This window comes from Salipiger sp. ABN3_019 (assembly GCF_056158605.1).
Window position 1 is genome coordinate 1,248,359 of record NZ_JBSWTP010000010.1, and the last position, 24,333, is coordinate 1,272,691.

The 24,333-nt window shown below is 67.5% G+C and carries 20 protein-coding genes; 8 read left to right on the top strand and 12 right to left on the bottom strand.

Annotated features, from left to right (window positions below; genetic code table 11):
• Positions 1-83 precede the first annotated feature (83 nt).
• The gene (dnaE, locus tag ACXAD2_RS27905) at positions 84-3,581 is read left to right on the top strand and encodes a DNA polymerase III subunit alpha (RefSeq protein WP_475178094.1); all 3,498 of its coding nucleotides are present in this window, start codon (positions 84-86) and stop codon (positions 3,579-3,581) included.
• A gap of 152 nt (positions 3,582-3,733) precedes the next feature.
• Entirely contained in the window at positions 3,734-4,507 is a 774-nt protein-coding gene (locus ACXAD2_RS27910) for a hypothetical protein (RefSeq protein ID WP_475178099.1), read from the top strand.
• A gap of 12 nt (positions 4,508-4,519) precedes the next feature.
• Here the strand turns inward: ACXAD2_RS27910 and ACXAD2_RS27915 are convergent, their stop codons facing one another.
• Positions 4,520-4,726 carry a SlyX family protein gene (locus ACXAD2_RS27915; RefSeq protein ID WP_193789530.1) on the bottom strand — a complete coding sequence of 69 codons (207 nt, stop codon included), beginning with the start codon at positions 4,724-4,726 and terminating at the stop codon, positions 4,520-4,522.
• A 325-nt stretch (positions 4,727-5,051) separates the two neighbouring features.
• Here ACXAD2_RS27915 and ACXAD2_RS27920 point away from each other — a divergent pair, with 325 nt between their 5' ends.
• The 4 genes from ACXAD2_RS27920 (at position 5,052) to hisG (ending at position 9,249) form a co-directional block, all read left to right on the top strand.
• Positions 5,052-5,912, top strand: a complete 861-nt coding sequence (locus ACXAD2_RS27920) for a bestrophin family protein (RefSeq protein WP_475178107.1) — start codon at positions 5,052-5,054, stop codon at positions 5,910-5,912.
• A gap of 102 nt (positions 5,913-6,014) precedes the next feature.
• Positions 6,015-7,487, top strand: coding sequence for a histidine--tRNA ligase (gene hisS, locus ACXAD2_RS27925; protein WP_066107600.1), 1,473 nt, complete (start codon positions 6,015-6,017; stop codon positions 7,485-7,487).
• Positions 7,478-8,560: an ATP phosphoribosyltransferase regulatory subunit gene (locus ACXAD2_RS27930; protein ID WP_475178111.1), complete on the top strand. Its 1,083-nt coding sequence runs from the start codon at positions 7,478-7,480 to the stop codon at positions 8,558-8,560. The genes hisS and ACXAD2_RS27930 overlap by 10 nt, the downstream gene beginning before the upstream one ends.
• The gene (hisG, locus tag ACXAD2_RS27935; RefSeq protein ID WP_475178114.1) at positions 8,557-9,249 is read left to right on the top strand and encodes an ATP phosphoribosyltransferase; all 693 of its coding nucleotides are present in this window, start codon (positions 8,557-8,559) and stop codon (positions 9,247-9,249) included. Before ACXAD2_RS27930 ends, hisG begins: the two co-directional genes overlap by 4 nt.
• 57 nt (positions 9,250-9,306) lie before the next feature.
• Here hisG and ACXAD2_RS27940 read toward each other — a convergent pair whose 3' ends face one another.
• Both ACXAD2_RS27940 and yghU read right to left on the bottom strand, forming a co-directional pair.
• Entirely contained in the window at positions 9,307-10,233 is a 927-nt protein-coding gene (locus ACXAD2_RS27940; RefSeq protein ID WP_475178117.1) for an AEC family transporter, read from the bottom strand.
• Positions 10,234-10,359: 126 nt separating this feature from the next.
• Positions 10,360-11,217, bottom strand: a complete 858-nt coding sequence (gene yghU, locus ACXAD2_RS27945) for a glutathione-dependent disulfide-bond oxidoreductase (RefSeq protein WP_475178122.1) — start codon at positions 11,215-11,217, stop codon at positions 10,360-10,362.
• Between the two features lie 222 nt (positions 11,218-11,439).
• Between yghU and ACXAD2_RS27950 the strand changes: the two genes are divergently transcribed.
• Positions 11,440-13,848 (top strand): ligase-associated DNA damage response DEXH box helicase, encoded by a 2,409-nt coding sequence (locus ACXAD2_RS27950; protein ID WP_475178127.1) that lies wholly within the window; start codon positions 11,440-11,442, stop codon positions 13,846-13,848.
• 3 nt (positions 13,849-13,851) lie between these two features.
• On the opposite strand, the gene ACXAD2_RS27955 is transcribed toward ACXAD2_RS27950, so the two are convergent.
• A complete protein-coding gene (locus ACXAD2_RS27955) occupies positions 13,852-14,526 on the bottom strand; it encodes an SDR family oxidoreductase (RefSeq protein ID WP_475178133.1) in 675 nt (224 codons plus the stop codon).
• Positions 14,527-14,624: 98 nt separating this feature from the next.
• Here ACXAD2_RS27955 and pdeM point away from each other — a divergent pair, with 98 nt between their 5' ends.
• Complete coding sequence (pdeM, locus tag ACXAD2_RS27960) at positions 14,625-15,287, top strand: ligase-associated DNA damage response endonuclease PdeM (RefSeq protein WP_475178434.1); 663 nt, start codon at positions 14,625-14,627, stop codon at positions 15,285-15,287.
• Positions 15,288-15,474: 187 nt separating this feature from the next.
• Here the strand turns inward: pdeM and folD are convergent, their stop codons facing one another.
• From folD to ybgF, 8 genes are all read right to left on the bottom strand, one after another.
• Positions 15,475-16,377: a bifunctional methylenetetrahydrofolate dehydrogenase/methenyltetrahydrofolate cyclohydrolase FolD gene (gene folD / locus ACXAD2_RS27965; RefSeq protein ID WP_475178136.1), complete on the bottom strand. Its 903-nt coding sequence runs from the start codon at positions 16,375-16,377 to the stop codon at positions 15,475-15,477.
• A gap of 5 nt (positions 16,378-16,382) precedes the next feature.
• A complete protein-coding gene (locus tag ACXAD2_RS27970; protein ID WP_224906802.1) occupies positions 16,383-16,679 on the bottom strand; it encodes a chorismate mutase in 297 nt (98 codons plus the stop codon).
• 165 nt (positions 16,680-16,844) lie between these two features.
• Complete coding sequence (locus ACXAD2_RS27975) at positions 16,845-18,515, bottom strand: formate--tetrahydrofolate ligase (RefSeq protein ID WP_475178142.1); 1,671 nt, start codon at positions 18,513-18,515, stop codon at positions 16,845-16,847.
• 95 nt (positions 18,516-18,610) lie between these two features.
• Complete coding sequence (locus ACXAD2_RS27980; RefSeq protein WP_475178146.1) at positions 18,611-19,210, bottom strand: MOSC domain-containing protein; 600 nt, start codon at positions 19,208-19,210, stop codon at positions 18,611-18,613.
• A gap of 117 nt (positions 19,211-19,327) precedes the next feature.
• Entirely contained in the window at positions 19,328-20,104 is a 777-nt protein-coding gene (locus ACXAD2_RS27985) for a methyltransferase domain-containing protein (protein WP_475178152.1), read from the bottom strand.
• Entirely contained in the window at positions 20,101-22,014 is a 1,914-nt protein-coding gene (ftsH, locus tag ACXAD2_RS27990) for an ATP-dependent zinc metalloprotease FtsH (protein WP_164185104.1), read from the bottom strand. The genes ACXAD2_RS27985 and ftsH overlap by 4 nt, the downstream gene beginning before the upstream one ends.
• A gap of 92 nt (positions 22,015-22,106) precedes the next feature.
• On the bottom strand, positions 22,107-23,441 hold the full coding sequence (gene tilS / locus ACXAD2_RS27995) for a tRNA lysidine(34) synthetase TilS (RefSeq protein WP_475178156.1): 1,335 nt from the start codon (positions 23,439-23,441) through the stop codon (positions 22,107-22,109).
• 35 nt (positions 23,442-23,476) lie between these two features.
• Positions 23,477-24,322 (bottom strand): tol-pal system protein YbgF, encoded by an 846-nt coding sequence (gene ybgF, locus ACXAD2_RS28000; RefSeq protein ID WP_475178159.1) that lies wholly within the window; start codon positions 24,320-24,322, stop codon positions 23,477-23,479.
• Positions 24,323-24,333: the final 11 nt, after the last annotated feature.

Here is a 24,333-nt window from a genome sequence, read left to right on the forward strand (position 1 = left end):
CCTCTGGCATCACCCGGTCAAAGTTCGGCGCCCTGGCCACGGCGGCTCTTTCGCGCGGCGCACGGGCGCAATACTCTGCCGTCATGAGCGATCCCCAATTCATCCACCTCCGCGTCCATACCGAATACTCCCTGCTTGAAGGGGCCGTGCGGCTGAAGAAGCTGCCGGGCCTCTGCGAGGCCATGGAAATGCCCGCCGTGGCGGTGACGGACACCAACAACCTCTTTTCGGCGCTGGAGTTTTCGGTGACCGCCAGCGGCGCTGGCGTGCAGCCGATCATCGGCTGTCAGGTCGATCTGCGCTATGTCGAGCCGGTTCCGGGTGAAAGGCCCAAGGCGCCCGCCCCCATCGTACTGCTGGCGCAGAACGAGCGCGGTTACGAGAACCTGATGAAGCTCAACTCCTGCCTCTACCTGCGCGGGGACGGGCAGGAGGCGCATGTGACGCTGGAGGAGCTCGAGACCTATGGCGCGGGGCTGATCTGCCTTTCGGGTGGTCCTGATGGGCCGATTGGCCGTCACCTGCGCGAGAACCACCGCGCCGCGGCGCAGACGCTGCTGACCCGGCTGCACCAGATCTACGACGACCGGCTCTACGTCGAGCTGCAGCGCCACCCCGGAGAAAACGGCCTGCCGCCCGAGGAGCGCATCGCCGAGCGCGGCCATGTGGAGATGGCCTATGAGATGGGCCTGCCGCTGGTCGCCACCAATGACGTCTACTTCCCCAAGGCCGAGATGTATGAGGCGCATGACGCGCTGATCTGTATTTCCGAGGGGGCCTATGTCGACCAGCAAGAGCCGCGCCGCCGCCTGACGTCGCAGCACTACCTCAAGAGCCCGCAGGAGATGGCGACGCTCTTCGCCGACCTGCCCGAGGCCATCGAGAACACCGTCGAGATCGCCAAGCGCTGCGCCTTCATGGCCTACCGCCGCGATCCGATCCTGCCGAAGTTCGCCGATGACGAGGTCGAGGAACTGCGGCGGCAAGCCAACGAGGGCCTGCAGGCGCGTCTGGCGGTGATCCCGCATGCGGTCTCGGTCGAGGAATACCAGAAGCGGCTCGACTTCGAGCTTGGCATCATCGAGGGCATGGGCTTTCCCGGCTACTTCCTGATCGTTGCCGACTTCATCAAATGGTCCAAGGACAACGACATCCCCATCGGTCCGGGCCGCGGCTCGGGCGCGGGCTCGCTGGTTGCCTATGCGCTGACCATCACCGACCTCGACCCTTTGCGCTACTCGCTGCTGTTCGAGCGCTTCCTCAACCCCGAACGTGTGTCGATGCCCGATTTCGACATCGACTTCTGCATGGACCGGCGCGAGGAAACGATCCGCTACGTGCAGGAGAAATACGGGCGCGACAAGGTGGGGCAGATCATCACCTTCGGCGCGCTGCTGTCCAAGGCCGCCGTGCGCGACGTGGGCCGGGTGCTGCAGATGCCCTATGGGCAGGTCGACCGGCTGTCGAAGATGATCCCCGTCGAGGGTGTCAAACCCGTCTCTATCGAGAAGGCGCTGCAGGATGAGCCGCGGCTGCGTGAAGAGGCGCGCAACGAAGAGGTCGTCGACCGGCTGCTGACCTATGGCCAGCAGGTCGAGGGGCTGCTGCGGAACGCCTCGACCCACGCCGCGGGCGTGGTGATCGGCGACCGGCCGCTGGATCAGCTGGTGCCGCTCTACCAGGATCCGCGCTCGGACATGCCCGCCACCCAGTTCAACATGAAGTGGGTGGAACAGGCGGGTCTGGTGAAGTTCGACTTCCTTGGCCTCAAGACTTTGACGGTGATCCAGAACGCGGTGAACCTGATCCTGAAGTCGGGGCGCCCGATCCATGTCGCCGCCGATGGCGCAGAGCTTTACGATCCGCCCGAGGGCGCGGAAAACCAGATGAACCTCATCCCGCTGGATGACGAGAAGACTTACGAGCTCTACTCGGCGGCCAAGACGGTGGCGGTGTTCCAGGTGGAAAGCTCGGGCATGATGGATGCCCTGAAGCGCATGAAGCCCACTTGTATCGAGGACATCGTGGCGCTCGTGGCGCTCTACCGCCCCGGCCCGATGGAGAACATCCCTGTCTATTGCGAGGTCAAGAACGGGCTGCGCGAGATCACCTCGGTGCACCCGTCGATCGACCACATCCTTGCCGAGACGCAGGGCATCATCGTCTATCAGGAACAGGTGATGCAGATCGCGCAGGAGATGGCGGGCTACTCGCTCGGCGGCGCCGACCTGCTGCGCCGCGCCATGGGTAAGAAGATCAAGGAGGCGATGGACGCCGAGCGTCCGAAATTCGAGAAAGGCGCGGCTGAGAACGGCGTCGACAAGAAGAAGGCCACCGAGGTCTTCGACCTTCTGGAGAAATTCGCCAACTACGGCTTCAACAAATCGCACGCGGCGGCCTATGCGGTGGTGTCCTACCAGACCGCTTGGCTGAAGGCGAACCACCCGGTGGAGTTCATGGCGGGCGTCATGAACTGCGATATCCACCTGACGGACAAGCTCGCCGTCTATTTCGACGAGACGAAGAACGGGCTGAAGCTGCCCTATGTGCCGCCCTGCATCAACCGCTCGCAGGCGAGCTTCGACGTGGTGGATGGCGAGCTGGTCTATGCGCTCGGCGCGCTGAAGAACGTCGGCCTTGATGCCATGCGGCTGGTGGTCGAGGGACGCGGCGACACGCCCTTCACCACGCTCTTTGACGTGGCGCGGCGGGTCGATCTCAAGCGTGTCGGCAAGCGCCCGATGGAGATGATGGCCCGCGCCGGTGTCTTCGATCAGCTCGACAAGAACCGCCGCCGGGTGTTCGACAGTCTCGACGCGCTGGTCGCCTATTCCGCCGCGATCCATGAGCAGAAGGCCAGCGCGCAGGTCTCGCTGTTCGGTGAGGCTGGGGATGACCTGCCCGAGCCGCGGCTTTCGCCAGTGCCCGACTGGCTGCCCGCAGAGCGGCTGTCGGAAGAGTTCAAGGCCATCGGCTTTTACCTCTCGGGCCACCCGCTCGACGATTACATGCCCGCGCTGAAGCGGCGCGACGTGATGACCCTCGAGGAGGCGACCAACAAGGCGCGCGGCGGTCCGTGCATCGCCAAGCTGGCGGGCGTTGTCGCCGGGCGGCAGGAGCGCAAATCGGCCAAGGGCAACCGCTTTGCCTTTGCGCAGCTGTCGGACCCCACGGGCGCCTATGAGGTGACGCTGTTCTCTGAGACGCTGGAGAAGAGCCGCGAGTTCCTAGAGACCGGCTCTAAGGTGGTGATCACCGTCGAGGCCACGATGGAGAGCGACCAGCTCAAGCTGCTGGCGCGCTCGGTGGGGCCGGTTGAGCAGGTGGTTGCGGGCGCAGGGGCCACGGGGCTGAAGATCTGGATCGAGGGCGCGGGGGCAATCAACCAGATCGCCTCGGTGCTGAGCCGCGCCGCCGAACAGATGCCCAAGGCCGGGCGCGGGCCGATCCGGCTCTGCCTTGCCGACAACGGTCTGCCCGGCGAGGTCGAGATGGACCTGCAGCAGGACTTCCCGGTGACGCCCGAGATCAAGGGCGCGGTGAAATCGCTGGGCGGGGTGCTGGCGGTCGAGGACTTCTGAGCCCCGACCCTCGGCGCGCCGCCGCCGATTTTCTGCGCGGCACAAAGGGGTTGTGGATTTGGCCCCGGCCAAAGGTTAAACGAAGGTTAAAGTTTTCGGCGGCGTTGCGGCCTCGGAAACACCTTCGCCAGACCTCAGCCGGGAGACCGCTTTTGCACCGCCCTGCCCTGACTTCACGCTTCGGAGGCCTTGGCTGCGGCCTCGCACTGGCGGCGCTGGCCGCCTGCAGCGAGACGCGCGACGTGCCGCGCCTGTCCGAGGTCGAGTTGGCCGAGGACGCCGGGGAGAGCGCCGCGCTGCCCTCGGAAGCCGAACTGACCGAAGACGGTGGATTTCTGGAAAGCACACAGACCCCCGCGCGCCGCGCACAAACGGCGCCGCAGGGCGGGCTGCTTGGCTGGCTCGGCGGCAGGGCCAGCGCGGCAAAGGCGGGCAGCGGGCCGGATGCGCAGCAAGTGCCCTTTGGCACCGCCCTACCCTATGGCGAGATCGCGCGGGTCTGCGGCGTGCCCGAGCGGCAGCTTGGCGTTCCGGTGGCGCAATACCCCGAGAACCGCCGCGGCTATGTGCTTTATGACAGCCGCCCCGGCACCACCGCGGCGCGGGCGCTTTATATCACCGGCTTTGACGATGGCTGCGCGCGGCAGGTGACCGGCGCGCTGGCGCTCTTTGGCGCGCCGCAGTTGCACGAGGAGTTGCGCTATGGGCTGGCGGGACAGACGCTGCCGAGCGGGCCGGTCGAGGGCGCCTATGAGACGGTGAAGGCCGAGGTCTGCCGCGTCTCCAGCGGCAAGCCCTGTGGCCGCGCGATGACCCGGCTGGCGCGCGATACCGCCTTCCTCAGCGTCTATCCGACCTTCGGCAGCGCCTCATATGTGAACATGCTGCTGCACGATGGGCAGGTGGTCGCGCTCGAACGGCACTGAGCCGCAGCGCGCTCAGTAGTGCGGCGGCCGCTCGTCGCCGATGACCACGCCGCCGCCACCGTCGGTCTCGCGCTCGGCCTCGCGTTCGAGCAGCATCTGCACCCGGTATTGCAGCAGGGCGATGTCCTTGTCCTGCCGCGCCACGGTCTCGGACAGATCATCCACCGCGCGCAGCAGATGCGCGATGCGTTCCTGCAGGCTTTCCAGTTCTTGCGACATGGCAGCGCCTCCTTCGGCAAATGGGTGGCGGTTTCCGTTGGGCTGCAGATAGGCAGAGAGACCGGCGGAGTCCATGGGCGGCAGGTGTTGAGGTGTGGGGGCGCTGCCCCCTCTTCGCTGCGCGAATTCACCCCCGGCGTATTTGGAAAGAGAAGAAGCGGAACCGCGGGCCGCGTCCGAACGCCGCAGGCGGGCGCGCGCGGCGGGCGCGGCGTTGCGCCGGGCGGTGCCGGGGATTAACGCTCGACCTGCCGGACGGGCGGTTTGCGGGAGGGTGCCGCCGCGCGCCGTGCAAGAGACCGCGTCAAATCAATAGGTGCCTCCCGTGATCCTGCGCAAACGTCCCGGCCTACTCGGGCTTTTCTTCGTTCTCAAGGGCTCGGTGGTCCAGCAGATCTGGATCCAGCTGCTGGCCGTGGTGCTGATCTCGATCGCCGTGGTTTTCGCGCACCGCCAGTTTCCCGGCCTCGTGCCCTCGCTCGATCCGGCCCCCTTTGCGCTGATCGGCATCGCGCTGTCGATCTTCCTGAGTTTCCGCAACGGTGCCTGCTATGACCGCTGGTGGGAGGCGCGCAAGCTTTGGGGGCTGATGATCCAGACCGCCCGCGACCTGTTGCGCCAGACGGTGATGATCGAGGGCACGCAGGAGCGCCGCGCGCTGCTTTTGGCGATCGTCCGCTACGCCAAGCGCGCCGGACAGCAATTGCGCGGCGGCGGCGCGGGACAGAGCTCCGAGACCGCCGATGCGGCGCTCACCGAAGCCGGGCGCATCATCTCGACGCTGGAGCGCAGCGGCGCGCTCACGCAGGTCGAGACGCTGGTGCTGCACGAGAGCCTGTCGCGCCTGGCGCAGGCGCTGCTCGGCTGCGAGCGGCTGGCCAGCACGCCGGTGCCCTTTGCCTATTCGCTGCTGCTGCACCGCACCGCCTATATCTACTGCATCATCCTGCCCTTCGGCTTCGCCGACACGCTGGGCTGGGTCGCGCCGCTGGCGACCGGGCTGGTGGCCTATGCTTTCTTCGGCCTCGACGCGCTGGCCGAAGAACTGGAAGAGCCCTTTTCGGACACGCAGAACGCCATGCCGCTCACGGCCTATGCCACCACCATCGAGATCGCGCTGCGCGGCGGGCTGGGCGATACCGACCTGCCGCCGCCGCCAAAGGCCGTGGACTTCGTGCTGCGCTGAGCGCCCCAGCCGGGGAATTGCCGCGAGAGGCGGGGCTTGGCTTGCTCCTCGCGGGCCGAGCGGCTATGGGGAGCGCGCAATCTGGACAGCCGGAGCGAGGCCATGGCCAAGGAAAAGAAAGCCCCCCGCCCCCGGGCACAAACGCCCAAGGGGTTCCGCGACTATTTCGGCACCGAGGTGACCGAACGCGCAGAAATGCTGCATACCATCGCCGGGGTCTATCATCGCTACGGCTTCGAGGCGCTGGAAAGTTCTGCCGTGGAGACCGTCGAGGCGCTCGGCAAGTTCCTTCCGGATGTGGACCGTCCGAACGAGGGGGTCTTTGCCTGGGAAGACGATGACGACGGCTGGGTGGCGCTGCGCTATGACCTGACCGCGCCGCTGGCACGGGTCTACGCCCAGCACCGCAACGACCTGCCGACCCCCTACCGGCGCTATGCCATGGGGCCGGTCTGGCGCAACGAAAAGCCCGGACCGGGCCGCTTCCGCCAGTTCTACCAGTGCGATGCGGATACCGTGGGTGCGCCCTCGGTGGCCGCCGACGCCGAGATCTGCGCGATGTTGTCGGACACTCTGGAAGAGGTCGGCATCCCCCGCGGCGACTATCTGGTGCGGGTCAACAACCGCAAGGTTCTGAACGGCGTGCTCGAGACCATGGGCCTGTCGGATGACGCGCAGCAGCAGGCGGTGCTGCGCACCATCGACAAATTCGACAAGGTCGGCGAGAGCGGCGTGCGCGAGCTTTTGGGCAAGGGGCGTCTCGACGCCTCGGGCGCCTATATCGACGGCGTGGGCCTTTCCGACGATCAGGCGGCGCCGGTGCTGGCCTTCCTGACCTCCAAGGGCGCGGACGCGGGTGCAACGCTCGCCAATCTGCGCGCCGCCATCGGCGGCTCGGCCGTGGGCGCCGAAGGTGTCGACGAGCTGGAGCAGATCGCCACGCTGCTGGACGCGGGCGGCTATGGCTCGAGCCGTATCGAGATCGACCCTTCGGTCGTGCGCGGCCTCGGCTATTACACCGGCCCGGTGTTCGAGGCGGAGCTGACCTTCGAGATCCTCGACGAAAAGGGCCGCAAGCGGCAGTTCGGCTCGGTCTCGGGCGGCGGGCGCTACGATGATCTGGTCAAGCGTTTCACCGGCCAGTCGGTGCCCGCGACGGGCGTGTCGATCGGTGTCGACCGGCTGCTCGCCGCGCTGCGCGCCAAGGGCCGCATCGGCGGCACCGCGCAGGGCCCGGTGGTGGTGACCGTGATGGATAAGGCGCGCATGGCCGACTATCAGGCGATGGTCGCCGAGCTGCGCAACAACGGCATCCGCGCCGAGGTCTACCTTGGCAACCCGAAGAACTTCGGCAACCAGCTCAAATACGCCGACAAGCGCGAGTCCCCCGTGGCCGTCATCGAGGGCGGCGACGAGAAAGAGCGCGGCGTGGTGCAGATCAAGGACCTGATCCTCGGCGCGAAACTGGCGCAGAGCGCCAGCCTCGAAGAGTGGAAAGAACGGCCCTCGCAATACGAGGTGCCGCGCGATCAGCTGGTCGCCAAGGTGCGCGAGATCCTGAACCAATGGGCGTGAGCATGGCTGCCGAAAAGGCCGAGGCGGAACGGCTGAAGTCGGTCTTCGCCGCGGCCGGGGCGCTGCCGCTCGACTGCGCGATCATGCAATCGGCGGAGACGCTGCTGGACCTCTACGGCGAGGATATCCGCGCCCGCGCCTATGTGACCCACGATCCGAACCGCGGCGAGGTCATGCTGCGCCCCGACTTCACCGTGCCGGTGGTCGAAATGCATATGAGCCACGGCGCCGAGCCCGCGCGCTACACCTACGCCGGTGAGATTTTCCGGCGGCAGGAAGAGCACCCCGAGCGCCCGTCCGAGTATTTTCAGGTGGGCTATGAGGTGTTTGACCGGGGTGATCAGGCGCAGCTCGATGCCGAGGTCTTCGGCCTGTTCGCAGAGGTTCTGCAGCCCTATGCGCTGCGTCCGGTGACCGGCGATATCGGCATTCTCACCGCTGCCGTGGCGGGGCTGCAAACCTCGCAGGCGCGCCGCGACGCGCTGCTGCGGCACATCTGGCGCCCGCGCCGGTTCCGCGCGCTGCTCGACCGGTTCTCGGGCAAGACCCCGGTGCCGGCGCCGCGCGCCGCAATGCTGGCGCAGGCGGACCCGCTGGCCAAGGCCGGTCCGGTGATCGGCATGCGCTCCGAGCGCGAGATCGCCGAGCGCATCGCCGCGCTGCGCGCCGATGCCGCCGAACCGCCGCTGCCCCGCGCGCAGGTGGAACTGATCGACGCGGTGCTGGCCGTGCGCGAGACCTGCTCTTTCGCGCTTGAGCATCTGCGCGACATCGCCGTGGACATGCCCGCGCTCCTGCCCGCGCTCGAGACCTTCGAGCGCCGCTGCGATGCGCTGTCGGCCCGCGGCGTCGACGTGGCCGAGCTGGACTTCGAAGCCAGCTATGGCCGCAGCTCGATGGAATATTACGACGGGTTCGCCTTCGGCTTCGTCTGCGAGAGCCGTCCCGACCTGCCCCCCATCGCCACCGGCGGGCGCTATGACGCGCTGACCCGGCGGCTTGGCGGCGGTCAGGAGATTCCGGCGGTGGGCGGTGTGATCCGTCCGGGCATCCTTCTGGAGGTGGCGAAATGAGCATCAAGCTTGGCGTGCCCTCCAAGGGCCGACTGATGGAGAAGACCTTCGACTGGTTCGGCGCGCGCGGCGTACAGCTGTCGCGCACCGGCTCCGAGCGGGAATACGCCGGGGCCGTCGAGGGCGTCGACGGCGTGTCGCTGGTGCTGCTCTCGGCCGGGGAAATCCCGCGCGAACTGGCAGCGGGGCGCATCCACCTCGGCGTCACCGGCACCGACCTCATCCGCGAGAAACTGGTGCAATGGGACCAGAAGGTCGAGCCGCTGGCCGAACTGGGTTTCGGGCAGGCCGATCTGATCGTCGCCGTGCCCGCGGCTTGGGTCGATGTGGACACGCTCGATGATCTCGACGGGGCCGCCGCCGCCTTCCGGGCGACGCATGGTTTCCGCATGCGCATCGCGACGAAATACCACCGGCTGGTGCGCGACTACCTGCGTATGGGCGGCGTGGCCGATTATCAGCTTGTCGACAGTCAGGGCGCGACCGAGGGCACGGTGAAGAACCTCACCGCCGAGGCCGTGGCCGACATCACCTCGACCGGCGAAACGCTGCGTGCCAACCACCTCAAGGTGCTGGCCGAAGAGCCGGTGCTGCGCTCGCAGGCGACGCTGTTCCGCTCGCGCGCGGCCAAGATGAACGACGCCGACCGCGACGCGCTGCGCAGGCTCACGGATATGCTCGGCGTCTGAGCGGCCTCTGCTCAAAGGGGCCTCGCTGCAGAGCGGCGGGGCTTCCTTGGCTCCGCGCTACACTGCCCCGCAGGCCCAGAGAACCAGCGGCAGGGTCAGCACCGAAAGCAGCGTCTGGCCGGTGATGATCCCGGCCATATAGGGCCCGTCACCGCCGAGCTGCCGGGTGAGCACATAGGCCGTCGGCGCAGAGGGCACCGCCGAGAAGACCACCAGCACAAGGGCCGAGGTGCTTTCGAGCCCGAAGAGCGCGGCCACCGCCACGGCCAGCGCGGGCATGCACAAAAGCCGCAGCAGACTGACGCCCGCGAGCGCCGGCAGGTCTTTGTGCAACGCCTCGGGCTGCAGCGCCGCGCCGACGCAGAGCAGGCCGAGCGGCAGGCTGCCCTGCGCCAGAAGCTTCATGAAAGAGCCGGTGCCGAAGGGCAGCCCGATCCCGCTCAGCGCCACGGCGATGCCCGCAAGGCAAGCGAGGATCAGCGGATTGCGAAAGATCGTCCGCAGCAGCAGCACCGCGCCGCGCCGCCCGCCTGCCCCGCTGCCGCTCAGCGCGAGGATCGACAGCACGTTGACCAGAGGAACCGCCACCGCCAGATAGACCGCCGCCAGAGCGCTGGCGCCGCTGGCGCCCACGCTGGCCCCCACGCTGGCAAGAACGGCCACCCCGAGATAGGTGTTGAACCGGATGACGCCCTGCAAGCCCGGACCGAAGCGCGCCGCAGGGCTGGGCCGGACGTGCCGCGCCAGCGCCATAGCGGCAGAGGCGATCAGGATGGTCGCCAGCGCCGCGCCGCCGAGGCGCAGCACCTGCGGGTCGCGCACCGGCGCGGCGGCGAGGCTGGAAAAGAGCAGCGCCGGAAAGAGCACGAAATAATTCAGCCGCTCGGCGGCGGGCCAGAAAGCCTCGGACGGGAAGCCGGAGCGGCGCAGTACGAAGCCCAGACAGATCAGCGCAAAGATCGGCCAGATGGCGGTAATCAGCATGTCATCCTGTTGCGGTCATCCTGTTCCGGGCATCCTGCTCTGGCCGCGCCCATCGTAGGGCAAATCTCTTGGAAGAGATTTGCAAGAGCCTTCGAAGGCTCTTGCAAGGGGTCCACTGTGAGCGTGTCAGCTCGCGAGCTTGTCCTGCGTGCGCAGATCGAAGTCCGAAGCGTCATGGCGCTCGTGCAGCTGCTCTTCGAGCGGACCGACGGCCTTGTTGACCATACGGCCGCGCTGCACTGCCGGGCGCGCGTCGATCTCTTTGGCCCACCGCTGGACGTTGGCATAGCTTTCCACGTCGAGGAATTCCCCGGCGCTATACTGCCGCCCCAGCGCGAGATTGCCGTACCAGCACCAGATCGCGATATCGGCAATGGTGTAGTCATCGCCGGTCATGAAATTTCGGTCCGCGAGGTTGCGGTCCAGCACGTCGAGCTGGCGCTTGGTCTCCATCGCGAAACGGTTGATCGGATATTCCATCTTCTCGGGCGCATAGGCGTAGAAATGGCCAAAGCCGCCACCCAGATAGGGCGCGCTGCCCATCTGCCAGAACAGCCAGCTGAGCATCTCGGCCCGCACCTCGGGCTTGCCGAGGAAGGCGCCGAATTTTTCCGCCAGATGCAGCAGGATGGCACCGGATTCGAACACCCGCACCGGCGTGGCGCCCGAGCGGTCCATCAGCGCGGGGATCTTCGAGTTGGGGTTCACGTCGACAAAACCCGAGCCGAACTGATCGCCCTCGTTGATGCGGATCAGCCACGCGTCATATTCGGCGTCATGGCTGGCGGCGAGCAGCTCTTCGAACATCACGCCGACCTTTTGCCCGTTCGGCGTGGCGAGGCTGTAGAGCTGGAACGGATGCTTGCCGACCGGCAGTTCCTTGTCGTGGGTCGCCCCGGCGATCGGGCGGTTGATCGAGGCGAACTGGCCGCCGCTTTCGGCTTCCCAAGTCCACACTTTGGGCGGGGCGTAGTGCTCAGTCATGAGAGGGACTCCATGATTTTTTGATTGAGCCAGACCCTAGCGGTTTGAACCGGAAAGGCCAGAGATCGACCTGTGCATTGCGGCACAGGCGCCTGTTGATGCTCCGCCGAAGCATCGGGGGCGCTGCCCCCGTCCGCGCATCGCGCGGCCTCCCCCGGGATATTTCCGCCAAGAGGAAGGCGGGACGTTTTTCCTGTGTTCCCGGCGCACTATCTTGGGGGCATGACCTCGCTTCCCGCCTCCCTGTCCAATTGGTTCGACCGCCGCGACTGGCAGATGCACCCGCATCAGCGCGCCATGCTGGAGCGCGCCGGCGCACCTGCGCTGCTGCTTATTGCGCCAACCGGCGGCGGCAAGACGCTGGCGGGCTTCCTGCCGACGCTGGCCGAGCTGACCGAAGCGCCGCGCGCCGGGCTGCACACGCTCTATGTCTCGCCGCTGAAAGCTTTGGCGGCGGACATTCGGCGCAACCTGCTGATCCCCATCGAAGAGGCCGGGCTGCCGATCCGGGTCGAGGACCGCACCGGCGACACGCCTTCGTCGCGCAAGCGTCGCCAGCGCGCCGATCCGCCGCATATCCTGCTGACCACGCCCGAGAGCCTCGCGCTGCTCACCTCCTATGAGGATGCGCCGCGGATGTTTCAGGGGCTGAGCCGGGTGGTGGTCGATGAGATCCACGCGCTGGCCGAGAGCAAGCGCGGCGACCAGCTGATGCTGGCACTGGCGCGGCTGCAACGCATGTGCCCGGACCTGCGGCGGGTGGGGCTGTCGGCCACGGTCGAGGACCCCGCCGCCATTGCCCGGCTGCTGGCGCGGCACCCGGACCCCTGCGAGATCGTCGAGGCCGACCCCGGCCCCGAGCCCGACATTTCGATGCTGCAGACCGAGGCGGCCCCGCCCTGGTCGGGCGGCGGCGCGGCTTATGCCATCCCGGCGGTGCTGGAGCAGGTGAAACGGCACCGCACCACGCTCATCTTCCACAACACCCGCGCGCAGGCCGAGATCTTCTTCCACAAGCTCTGGCTGGCCAATGAGGAGGCGCTGCCCATCGGCATCCACCACGGCTCGCTCGACCGCGGCCAGCGCGAGAAGGTCGAGGCCGCCATGGTGCGCGGCGATCTGCGCGCCATCGTCTGCACCGGCTCGCTGGATCTGGGCATCGACTGGGGCGACGTCGATCTGGTGATCCAGGTCGGCGCGCCGAAGAACGTCAAGCGGCTGGTGCAGCGCATCGGACGCGCCAACCACCGCTACAATGCCCCCTCCAAGGCGCTGCTGGTGCCCGCCAATCGTTTCGAGGTGGTGGAATGCGTGGGGGCGCTCGAGGCGGTGCGGGCGCGCGATCTCGACGGTGAGAGCCGCGGTCCGGGCCCGCGCGACGTGCTGTGCCAGCACATCCTCATTGCCGCCTGCGCCGCGCCCTTCGAGGCGGATGCGCTCTATGCCGAGATGACCACGGCGGGCGCCTATGCCGGGCTGAGCCGCGCGGAGTTCGACGATTGCCTGCAGTTCTGCGCCACCGGCGGCTACGCTTTGCGCGCCTATGACCAGTGGCAGCGCCTCAAGCAGCGCGAGGACGGGCTGTGGCAGCTGCGCGATCCGCGCTCGGCGGTGCGCATCCGGCAGAACATCGGCACCATACAGGACACCGACACGTTGAAGGTGCGCTACCGCGGGCGCGGCGGCGCGCCGCTGGGCGAGATCGAGGAGGGCTTTGCCGCGCAGCTCACCCGCGGCGACACCTTCCTCATCGGCGGGCAGATCGTGCGCTATGAGGGGCTGCGCGAGATGGTCGTACAGGTCAGCCGCGACGCGCATCGCAAGCCCAAGATCGCCACCTTCATGGGCACCAAATTCGCCACCTCGACCCAGCTTTCGGAGCGAATCCTGCGGATGTTCCAGCAAGAGGACTGGCCCGCCCTGCCTCCGCACACCGCCGATTGGCTGCGGCTACAACGCGATGTCTCGCGCCTGCCGCAGCCCGGGCGACTGCTGATCGAGAGCTTTCCGCATGACGGACGCGAGCAACTGGTGGTCTACGGCTTTGCCGGGCGCAACGCGATGCAGACGCTGGGGCTGCTGCTCACCAAGCGGATGGAGGAGGAAGGGCTGGCGCCCATGGGCTTTGTCGCCACCGATTACGCGACGCTGATCTGGGGGCTCGACGAGGTCATCGACCCGGCGCCGCTGTTTGATCTGCAGGCGCTGGAGGCGGGGCTCGAGGGCTGGCTGGCCGGCAATGCCGTGATGAAGCGGACCTTCCGCGCCTCGGCCACCATCGCCGGGCTGATCGAGCGCAACATCGGCGGGCAGCGCAAAACCGGCAAGCAGGCGACCATGTCGTCGGACATCCTTTACGACACGCTGGTGAAATACGACCCCGAGCACCTGCTGCTGCAGATCACCCGCGAAGAAGCGATGCGCGGGCTGGTGGATTTCTCGCGCATCCGCGAGATGTGCACCCGTGTCGAAGGCCGGATCGACCTTGTGCGGCTGGGGCGGCTCTCGCCGCTCTCGGCGCCGCTGTTTCTGGAGCCGGGGCGCGTGCCGATCCGCGGCAGCGCCGACGAGCGGCTGCTCGAAGAAGAGGTGGGCGCGCTGCTGCGCGAGAGCGGGCTGGCCGAGATCTGAGGTCTATTCGGCGTAGATCATCTTTTTGGTCATGCCGCCGTCGACGGTGAGCGTCTGGCCGGTGACAAAGCCAGCCTCCGCCAGATAGAGCACCGCGCCCGCAATGTCGCCGGTGCGGCCAACGCGCCCCACGGGATGCTGTGCGTGGTCTTCCTGTGACAGCTCTGTCTCGCCGCTGATCCAGCCCGGCGCGATGGCATTGACCCGCACCTTCGGCCCCAGTTGCACTGCCAGCGCCTGCGTCAGCCCGATCAGCCCGCCCTTGGCGGCAGCATAGGCGAAATCGCCGCCTTCCGACATTAGCGCGCGGGTCGAGGCCATGATCACGATCGCCCCGCCCTCCGCCATAAGCGGCAGCGCCGCGCGGCTCATCAGGAAGGCACCGGTGAGATGGCTGCCGAGCATGCCGTTCCATTCCTCCAGCGAGGTGGCGCTCAGATCCATGTCGATACCGCCGGTGCGCCCGGCGTTGCTGACGAGCAGGTCGAGGCGATCCCAGCCGAGGGTCTCGAAGGCAGCCTGCACCGAAGCCTCGTCCGAGACATCGCAGCGGATGTGGCGCGCGGGGCCCGTCTCGGCGAGGTCGAAGCTGGCGACCTCCCAACCTGCCGCGATCAGCGCGTCGCAGATGCCCCTGCCGATGAGGCCCGATCCTCCGGTGACGATGGCGCGGCGCATGGCTCTCTCCTTCTTGTGTCCTGCACGCCAGCTAGGGCGGCGATGGTTCAGGGGCAAGCGTCTTGCGGGGCGCGCGGCGCTCTGGCATGGCAGCGCGCATGACACGGCTCGGCTTTCACTTTCATGGCGCGGCACTGGAGGCGCTTGGATCGGGGGCGCTTTATTGGCCCGCCGAAGGGCTGCTTGTGGTCTCGGACCTGCACTTCGGCAAATCGGCGCGGCTGGCAGCGCAGGGCGGCGCGCTGATGCCGCCCTACGAGGGGCGCGAGACGCTGCTGCGGCTGGAGCGCGACCTCGACGCCACCGGCGCGCGGCGTGTGGTCTGCCTTGGCGACAGTTTCGACGCGGCGGGGCTCGATTTGGTGCTGCCGGAGGAAGAGCAACTGTGGATCGCCCGGCTGCAAGCAGGGCGCGAGTGGCTCTGGGTCGAGGGCAACCACGATCCCGGCCCGGTGTCGCTGGGCGGCACGCATCTGGCGGAACTGCGACTGAACGGGCTGGTGCTGCGGCACATGGCCGAAGATGGCGCGTGTGGAGAGGTCTCGGGGCATTACCACCCCAAAGCGCGCATTGCGCTGCGCGGGCGGGTGATCTCGCGGCCCTGTTTCCTGCTCGACGATGCCCGGCTGATCCTGCCCGCCTATGGGGCCTATACCGGCGGGCTGCGCACCGACAGCGCGGTGCTGTCGGGGATGATGGGCGACGGCGCGCAGGCGATCCTGACCGGACCGAAGCCGGTTCGGCTGCCGATGCCGAGGTAGCGGCAGACTTCACCCCGGAATCAAGGCCGGAGGCCGCCGGGGAAGCGCCTGCCCGTCCCGGCGGGCTGGCGCTATGTCCGCGGTGTACGACGCTCAGGGGTCGTCCGATCATGGCAGGCATAAAGCGAAGACCTCGCGGGGCAGAGCGCCACCCCACGGGCAGGCGCTCCCCCGGCTCAACTTTCGGTTAAGCCGTCAGCCCCTCGGGCTCGGGCAGGCCATTGGCGCGGCAGCAGGCGGTCACGGTGTTGGCGAGCAGGCAGGCAATGGTCATCGGGCCGACGCCGCCGGGCACCGGGGTGATCGCACCCGCGATCTCTGCCGCCGAGGCGAACGCGACGTCGCCCACCAGACGGGTCTTGCCCTCGCCCTTCTCGGGCGCGTCGATGCGGTTGATGCCCACGTCGATCACCGTCGCGCCGGGCTTCACCCAGTCGCCGGGAATCATCTCGGGGCGGCCCACTGCGGCGACCAGAATGTCGGCGCGGCGGCAGACCTCGGGCAGATCCTTGGTGCGCGAATGCGCGATGGTCACCGTGCAGCTGTCGCCCAGCAGCAGCTGCGCCATCGGCTTGCCGACGATGTTCGAGCGGCCCACGACCACGGCATTCAGCCCCGACAGCGAGCCCAGCTGATCGCGCAGCATCATCAGACAGCCGAGCGGCGTACAGGGCACCATGCTCTTTTGTCCGGTGCCCAGAAGACCGACGTTGGAGATGTGGAAGCCGTCCACATCCTTGGCCGGGTCGATGGCGTTGATCACCAGATCGGAGTTCATGTGCGGCGGCAGCGGCAGCTGCACGAGGATGCCATGCACCGCCGGATCGGCGTTGAGCTTTTCGACCAGCGCCAGCAGCTCGGCTTCCGACGTGTCCTCGGGCAGCTTGTGCTCAAAGCTTTGCATGCCGACCTCAAGGGTCTGCTTGCCCTTGTTGCGCACATAGACCTGACTGGCGGGGTCTTCGCCCACCAGCACCACGGCGAGGCCGGGGGTGATGCCATGCGCGTCCTTCAGCCGGGCGACATGGCCCGCGACCTTCTCGCGGACCGTTGCGGCAAAGGCCTTGCCGTCGATGATGGTTGCACTCATGTGGCTCACTCCTGTCCCAGCACCGCTTCCTCGCGGCGGATCGACCATTCCACCAGCTCGCGCCAGAGCATCTCGCTCAGATCCGGATCGATCCCCTCGGCCTCGGCATTTCGCCGGGCGTTGGCGACGACCTCGTCGACGCGGGCCTTGATCCGGGCGGGCAGTCCCGCGCCGGTCTTGATCTCGGCAGCACGGTCGATGAGGCTCTGACGATGCGCCAAGAGCGCGGTGAGCGCCTTGTCGGTCTCGTCGATCTCGGCGCGCAGCGCCGTCATGTCACCCAAGGTTGCGGGATCGCGCATGGGCGTCTCCTTGCAAGTTTTTCCGTGGCCGTTGCGCCCCCTATGCCGCGATGCGGCGCAAGGATCAACGCACCAGTGCGGCGGATATTGCGCCAATCGCGACAAAGCATGCGCCAATCGGAAACGCGCGGCGCTTTTTCGGTGCCGCGCGGCAGGGGCAGTGGCTCAGAAGAGACCCTCGACCTCACCCTCGGCATTGAGGCCGATGCTCTCGGCGGCGGGCACGCGCGGCAGGCCGGGCATGGTCATGATGTCACCGCAGATCGCCACGACAAAGCCCGCCCCGGCCGAGAGCCGCACTTCGCGGACCGGCACCGTATGCCCCTCGGGCGCGCCGCGCAGGGTCGGATCGGTCGAGAAGGAATATTGCGTCTTGGCCATGCAGACCGGCAGCTCGCCAAAGCCCTGCTCTTCCCAATCCTTCAGCTGCGCCAGAACCCGTGCGTCCGCCGTGACCTCGCCGGCATGGTAGATGCGCTTGGCGACGGTCTCGATCTTCTCCCACAGCGGCAGCTCATCTTCATAGAGCGGGGCGAACTGCGCCGCGTCGCCATCGGCGATATGCGCCACGCGCTCTGCCAGCGCGGTGATGCCTGCCGAGCCCTCGGCCCAATGGCGGCACAGATGCGCTTCGGCGCCGCGCGCCTCGGCGTAGGATTTCACCGCCGCCACTTCACCCTCGCTGTCGCCCGCGAAATGGTTGATCGCCACGACCACCGGCACACCGAACTGGCGCAGGTTCTCGATATGTCGGCCTAGGTTGGCGCAGCCCTTCTTCACTGCGGCCACATCTTCGCTGCCAAGGTCGGCGCGCGCCACGCCGCCGTTCATCTTCAGCGCCCGCACCGTGGCCACCAGCACCACGCAATCGGGGTGCAGCCCGGCCTTGCGGCACTTGATGTCAAAGAACTTCTCGGCTCCCAGATCAGCGCCAAAGCCCGCCTCTGTCACCACGTAGTCGGCCAGCCGCAGCGCGGTCTTGGTGGCGATCACCGAGTTGCAGCCATGGGCGATATTGGCGAAGGGCCCGCCATGCACAAAGGCAGGCGTATGTTCCAGCGTCTGCACGAGGTTGGGCTGCATCGCGTCTTTCAGCAGCACGGTCATTGCGCCATCGGCCTTGAGATCGCGCGCCAGCACCGGGGTCTTGTCGCGGCGATAGGCGACGATCATCCGGCCAAGGCGGTCCTGCAGGTCGGCAAGATTGTCGGCAAGGCACAGGCAGGCCATGATCTCGGAGGCCACGGTGATGTCAAAGCCGCCCTGACGCGGGAAGCCGTTGGGCGCGCCGCCAAGGCCGGTCACCACGTCGCGCAGCGCCCGGTCGTTGACGTCGAGCACCCGGCGCCAGACCACGCGGCGCAGGTCGATCTCGAGCGCGTTGCCCCAGTGCACATGGTTGTCGATCATCGCCGAGAGCAGGTTGTGCGCCGCCGTAATGGCGTGGAAGTCGCCGGTGAAATGAAGGTTCATCTCCTCCATCGGCACCACCTGCGCGTGACCGCCACCAGCCGCCCCGCCCTTCATCCCGAAGTTCGGCCCGAGCGAGGCTTCGCGGATGCAGATCGCCGCCTTCTTGCCAATCGCCTGCAGCCCGTCGCCAAGGCCGACGGTGGTGGTGGTCTTGCCCTCGCCCGCCGGGGTCGGGTTGATCGCCGTGACGAGGATCAGCCGCCCGCGCTTGCGCTCGCCCAACCCCTCGATGAAGCTGGCCGAGACCTTCGCCTTGTCATGGCCATAGGGGATGAGGTCGGCCCCGGTGATGCCGAGCTTTTCGCCGATCTCTTGGATCGGGCGTTTCTGCGCGGCGCGGGCGATTTCGATATCGGTGGTCATGGCGGGGCCTTCCTGAGGAGTGGTCTCGTGCCCCGTCCATAGCCGCTCTGGCGCGCGTGGTCACGCTCGAAGCGCTCAGCCCTTGCGCGAAGCGCTCAGCCCTTACGCGCCGCGTCGAGATGCGCCCAGACCGGCTGGTCGGGGATATGCAGCGTCAGCGTATCCCCGATCGAGAGCGTGCCCGGACGCTCGACCCAGGCGGTCACCCCGCGCTTGCCCTTGGCGGCGGATTTGAACGCCTTGCCGTGGCCCTTGTGCTCGGCCTCGATCTCGCGCGCGGGCAGATTGCAGGGGCGGTTTTCCATGTCGATCACCAGCGTCGCCCCATCCGGCCCCTGCAGACGCGAGGACGGCGGGATGTGGCTGAAGTCGGGGATACCTTCGAGGATCAGCGTCGCCCCGGCGAGCACCGGGTCGATGGCCTCGAGGTCCAGCGTCGCGGCGATCTCGGCGAGGTCTTCGGCGGCGACGATGCTGAGTTGCCGGGCGTTGGCGATCTCGGTGCCGCGCTTGTGCTGCGACGTCACCCGCGAGCAGGACGGGCGCGTCAGACCGGCATGGCGCTCGTCTTGCGGACCGGCCCAATCCAGTTCGATCAACTCGACGGGGACGGAACGGATGCTGTCGCCTTCGACCGGCACACGGCCAAGCCAAGTGATGCGGGCAGAGAACTGGGTGAGCTTGAGCGCGGGCATGGGAGGGGTCCTTGGACAGCTTACGTTACGGCGCCAAGTTGGGCCACAGATACGCGGCAAGGTCGAGGGGGTATCGGACCCGGTTCCTGCGCATTCGCCGCCGGACCCGGGCCGCTGTCAGACCGTGACGGTGAAGAACAGCCGCCGGAACGGGAACAGCGCCCCGCCACTCTCGTCCATCGGATACACCGTACGGATCACCGCCTCATAGGCCGCGACCAACTCGGTCCGCTCGGCCTCGGTCAGCGGCTCCAGCACCGGGCGCGCGAACGTGGCTTGGGTGAAATGGCGCACCGGATGGCCGCTCTCTTGCGGGGCGAGATACTGATAGTACTCGGTCTCCCAAAGCGCGGTCTCGCCCTGCGGTGCCAGCAGCGCGTGATACTCTGCCGGGCGCAGGATGCCCGGGATCGTGGCGGGATCGACACGGCCCGGATAGCGTTCCTCTACCAGAGCCAGCCACATGCGGTGCGAGGGCGCATTGTTCTGCGCCGGGACCTGCACCGCCAGCGTGCCGCCGGGGGCCAGCATGGCCAGCAGGCGCGGCAGCAGGATATCGTGGCCATGAGTCCAATGCAGCGCCGCGTTGGAAAAGATCAGCGCGGGCGGGCTCTCGGCCTGCCATGCCGAGATGTCGGCCTGATGCAGCGCGTCGTAGCAGCCGGTGGCGCGCGCCTTATCCAGCATCGCGGGGCTGAGATCGACCCCTTCGAGCCGCCGGCCCAGTTGCGCCAGCGCGGGACCGACATCCCCCGCACCGCAGCCGAGATCCACCACCGGCCCCTCGGGCAGCGCCGGCAGTGCGCGCAGCAGATCAAGCGCGGGGCGCAAACGATGACCCCGGAACCTGTGATAGGTCCCGGGGTCCCAGTCTTTATGACCGTCTTGGCTCATGCAGAGGGTTCGGGCTCCATCCCACCCTCGTCCGTCGGCTTGGCCTTCGGCTTGGTCTTGGGGATGGCGGTGACGCTCGGGGTGTCGTCCGAGCCGCTGTCCTCGCCGCCCGAAGCATTCGGCGGCTCGCCCTTCATCACGCGCTTGATCTCGTCGCCGGTGAGCGTCTCATACTCAAGCAGGCCCTGCGCCAGACGCTCCCATTCCTCGTTCTTTTCGGTGAGGATCTGGTAGGCGCGCTCATAGGCGACCTGAATGAAGTTGCGGACCTCTTCCTCGATCAGCTCTTTGGTGTGCGCCGAGACCGACAGGCCAGCGGTGTTGCCCTGATAGCCCTCATGCGCCTCGGAGTAATCGATGTTGCCGATCTTGTCCGACATGCCCCAGCGCAGCACCATGGCACGCGCCAGCGCCGACGCCTGCTGGATGTCGCCCGCCGGGCCGTTCGAGACGTTGGGCTCGCCGTATTTGATGATCTCGGCAGCCTTGCCGGCCATGGTCATTGCGAGCTTTTCCTCGCATTCCGACTTGTGCCAGTTCAGACGGTCGATCTCGGGCAGCGAGACCACCATGCCGAGTGCGCCGCCGCGCGGGATGATCGTCGCCTTGTAGACGGGATCGCACTGCGGCAGCGACAGGCCGACGACGGCGTGACCGGCCTCGTGGTAGGCGGTCTTTTCCTTCTGGTCGGCGGTCAGGACCATCGACCGGCGCTCGGCGCCCATCATGACCTTGTCCTTGGCGTTCTCGAAGTCTTCCATCGTCACGAACCGGCGGCCAACGCGAGCGGCCATCAGCGCCGCCTCGTTCACGAGGTTCGCGAGATCCGCGCCCGAGAAACCGGGGGTGCCGCGCGCGATGATGCGCAGGTCGACATCCGGGCCGAGCGGGGTCTTGCGGGCGTGCACGCCGAGGATCTTCTCGCGGCCCTTGATGTCGGGGTTGCCCACCATGACCTGACGGTCGAAGCGGCCCGGACGCAGCAGCGCGGGGTCGAGAACGTCGCGGCGGTTGGTTGCGGCGATGATGATCACGCCTTCGTTGGCCTCGAAACCGTCCATCTCGACCAGCAGCTGGTTGAGGGTCTGTTCGCGCTCGTCGTTGCCACCGCCGTAGCCCGAGCCACGGTTGCGGCCCACGGCGTCGATCTCGTCGATGAAGACGATACAGGGGGCGTTCTTCTTGGCCTGTTCGAACATGTCGCGCACGCGGGACGCGCCGACACCGACGAACATTTCCACGAAGTCCGAGCCCGAGATGGTGAAGAAGGGCACGCCCGCCTCGCCCGCGATGGCGCGCGCCAGCAGCGTTTTACCGGTGCCCGGAGGGCCCACCAGCAGAGCGCCCTTGGGGATCTTGCCGCCGAGGCGCGAGAATTTCTGCGGGTTGCGCAGGAATTCCACGATCTCTTCGAGTTCTTCCTTGGCCTCGTCGATGCCCGCCACGTCGTCAAAGGTGACGCGGCCATGCTTTTCGGTCAGCAGCTTGGCCTTGGATTTGCCAAAGCCCATGGCGCCGCCTTTGCCACCGCCCTGCATGCGGTTCATGAAATAGATCCACACGCCGATCAGCAGCAGGAAGGGCAGAAGGCTGAGCAGGAACGCTTGGAAGCCCGATTGCTCCTGCGGCTCTGCGCGCACGGTGACGCCCTTGTCGATCAGCGTATCGGTGACCCGGGCATCCTCGGGCTTGACGGTGACGTAATCCTGTCCGTCGTTGCCGCGATAGCGGATCTGCTCGCCGTCGATGGTGACGGTGCTGACGGATTGAGAATCGACCGCCTCCATGAAATCCGAGTAGCTGATTTCCCGGCTCTGCAGCGTGCTCCCGCCTCCGGAGAAGAGGTTGAAGAGCGCCAGAATCAACAGGAAAAGAACGACCCAGAAGGCGATATTTCGTGCGTTGCCCAAGGACGGCCTCCTAAAATGACGTATCTCGCGCTTCTCGCGAAGACGCGATGTGTGCCTAACATAAGGGCTGAGCCAGCCGGTTCAATGCGATTTCACCCGGTTTGCGGGCCGGATTGCAGGAATGCCGCGAAGCTCAGGCCCTCGCGACCGGAGCGGCAGAGCTCAAAGACGGGCGCGGCACCCCCCGAAAGCGCCACCGCATCGCAGGCCACCAGCCGTGCGCCGTCATAAAGCGCGGGCGCCGAGCGGGCGGCGTGATAGGGCACCGGCGGCGGCGCGGTGCGGTCACGCTGTGCCCAGCCGTCGTCGCCAAGCGCGCGCAATACTCGCCCCTTCCCCGCATACTGATCTGCGTCGAGGCAGAGCAGCCAGCGGCCATCCCAGCGCGCGCCGTGGCGGGCGGGGCAGACGGTCTCACGCACCGCCTCATACTCGCGAAAGATCGCGACCCGCCCGCGCTCGATGCGCAGCTCGCAGCCATGCAGCGTGCCGCCGGCCCCGCCAAGCAGCCGGTCGAGCAAAGCCTCAAGCGGTGCCTCACGCGGGCGGTACTCCGCGCCAGAGACGAACTGCAGCGCCGCGGAGAGCAACCGCAACTGGGTGTCACGCTCAATGGTCTGGAAGGCGGATTGGTCAAACAGCAGGTCGCCCGCGCGCTCGGGCGGGGTGTCGACGGCGATGTCTTTCCAGACCTGCAACGCGCGCGCCCGCAGCGCCTCGCCGGCCCGCGCCATACGCTTCGCGGCGGCTGTCAGGTCGGGGCCGGAGAGCGCACCTTCCGCCTCGAGCCGGGCGATCAGCTTGCGGGCGCGCACCCGCTCGTAGCTGTCATCTTCGTTCGAAGGATCGTCTGCCCATGTGCCCTTGAGCACGCGCAGGTAGTGGCGCAACTCCTCGCGGCGCATGTCGAGGCAGGGCCGAATGATGCGCATGGGCCGGGTCTCGCCCGGTTCAAAGACCTCGCGCACCGGCTGCATCGCCGACAGCCCCTCGACCCCGGCACCGCGGGCAAGGCGCATCAGAAAGGTCTCGGCCATGTCGTCCGCGGTATGCGCCATGAGCACGTCGCGGATATCGCCGCGCCAGCGACTGATCAGCGACAGGCGCGCGCGCCGCGCCGCATCCATCAGGTTGCCCTGCCCGTCCCAGTTCCAGCGAAGGGTGCTGTGCGACCAGCCCAGCTCGGCGCAGGTCTGCGCGACCATGCGTGCCTCCTCCGCCGCCTCGGGCCGCAACCCGTGATCGACGGTGACCACATGCAGGCGCACGCCCCAGACATGGGTCCAATTGTGCGCCAGCGTGAGCATCGCCATGCTGTCGCCGCCACCAGAGACGGCCAGCGCGATATCGGAAGGGAAGTCAGGCCCCAGCGCCGCGCCCATGGCATCGGCAAAGCGCTGGTCCAGGGTTGGCGTCACCGCGGTCATTCCCGGCTGCCTCACTGCCCGGCTCACTGGCTGCCTCACTGGCAGCCGAGACGGTCCATTTCGGTCTGCGCCTTGGCGACGGCCGCATTGCCCGGATAGCGGGTGGCCACCTCGCCCAGCGTCACGCAGGCCTCATTGGTGCTGCCAAGCTGCCCAAGCGCCGCGCCAAGCCGCCACAGCGCGTCGGGGGCCACCTCGCTCTCGGGGTAGTTGGCGTAGGCGCCAAGGAAGCGCCGCGCGGCCTCGCGCGTGTCACCTGCCTCGCTCAGGGCCCGGCCTTCGCCGAGATAGCTCGCCGCCTCTAGCGGAGAACCCGGGTAGGTCTGGCGGAAGGACGCAAACTCACTCGCGGCGGATTGAAAGTCACCGTTGGCGAGCGCCTCCTGGGCTCGCCGGAAATCGGTTTCTTCGCCAACTGCAAGCTCAGCCCCGTCCGACGGCAGCGCGTCCCCGCCAGAGGAGCCGCTCTGCGACGGCGCGGGCGCAGGCGTGCCCGAGGTCGCCGGCTGATCGCCGCCAAGCGGGCGCGTCTGGCCGATGTTGCCGATGTCGCAGCCCGGCTCGATCTCGCAGATGCGGAACTCCAGATCGCCGATCCGGTTGGTGCCGTCGCTGACGACGCTGTCGATCCGGTGGCTCAGCTCTTCGGTGCGCGCGGTCAGCCGGGTCAGTTCGGCCTCGATCGCGTTGACCCGATCAAGCGTGCTGCCGCCGACATTGGCCGTGCCAATGCCGGTGGTGTTGAGCTCTTGCTTCAGCTTCTTGAGCTGACTGTCGAGCATGACAAGCTCCTGGCGGAGGTCCGCCAGGGTCTCACTCTGCTGGGCCTGCGCGCCGCTCGCGATCAGGCCCAGACATAGGGCAATGCCGGTCAGACGCATCAGGCCCTCCT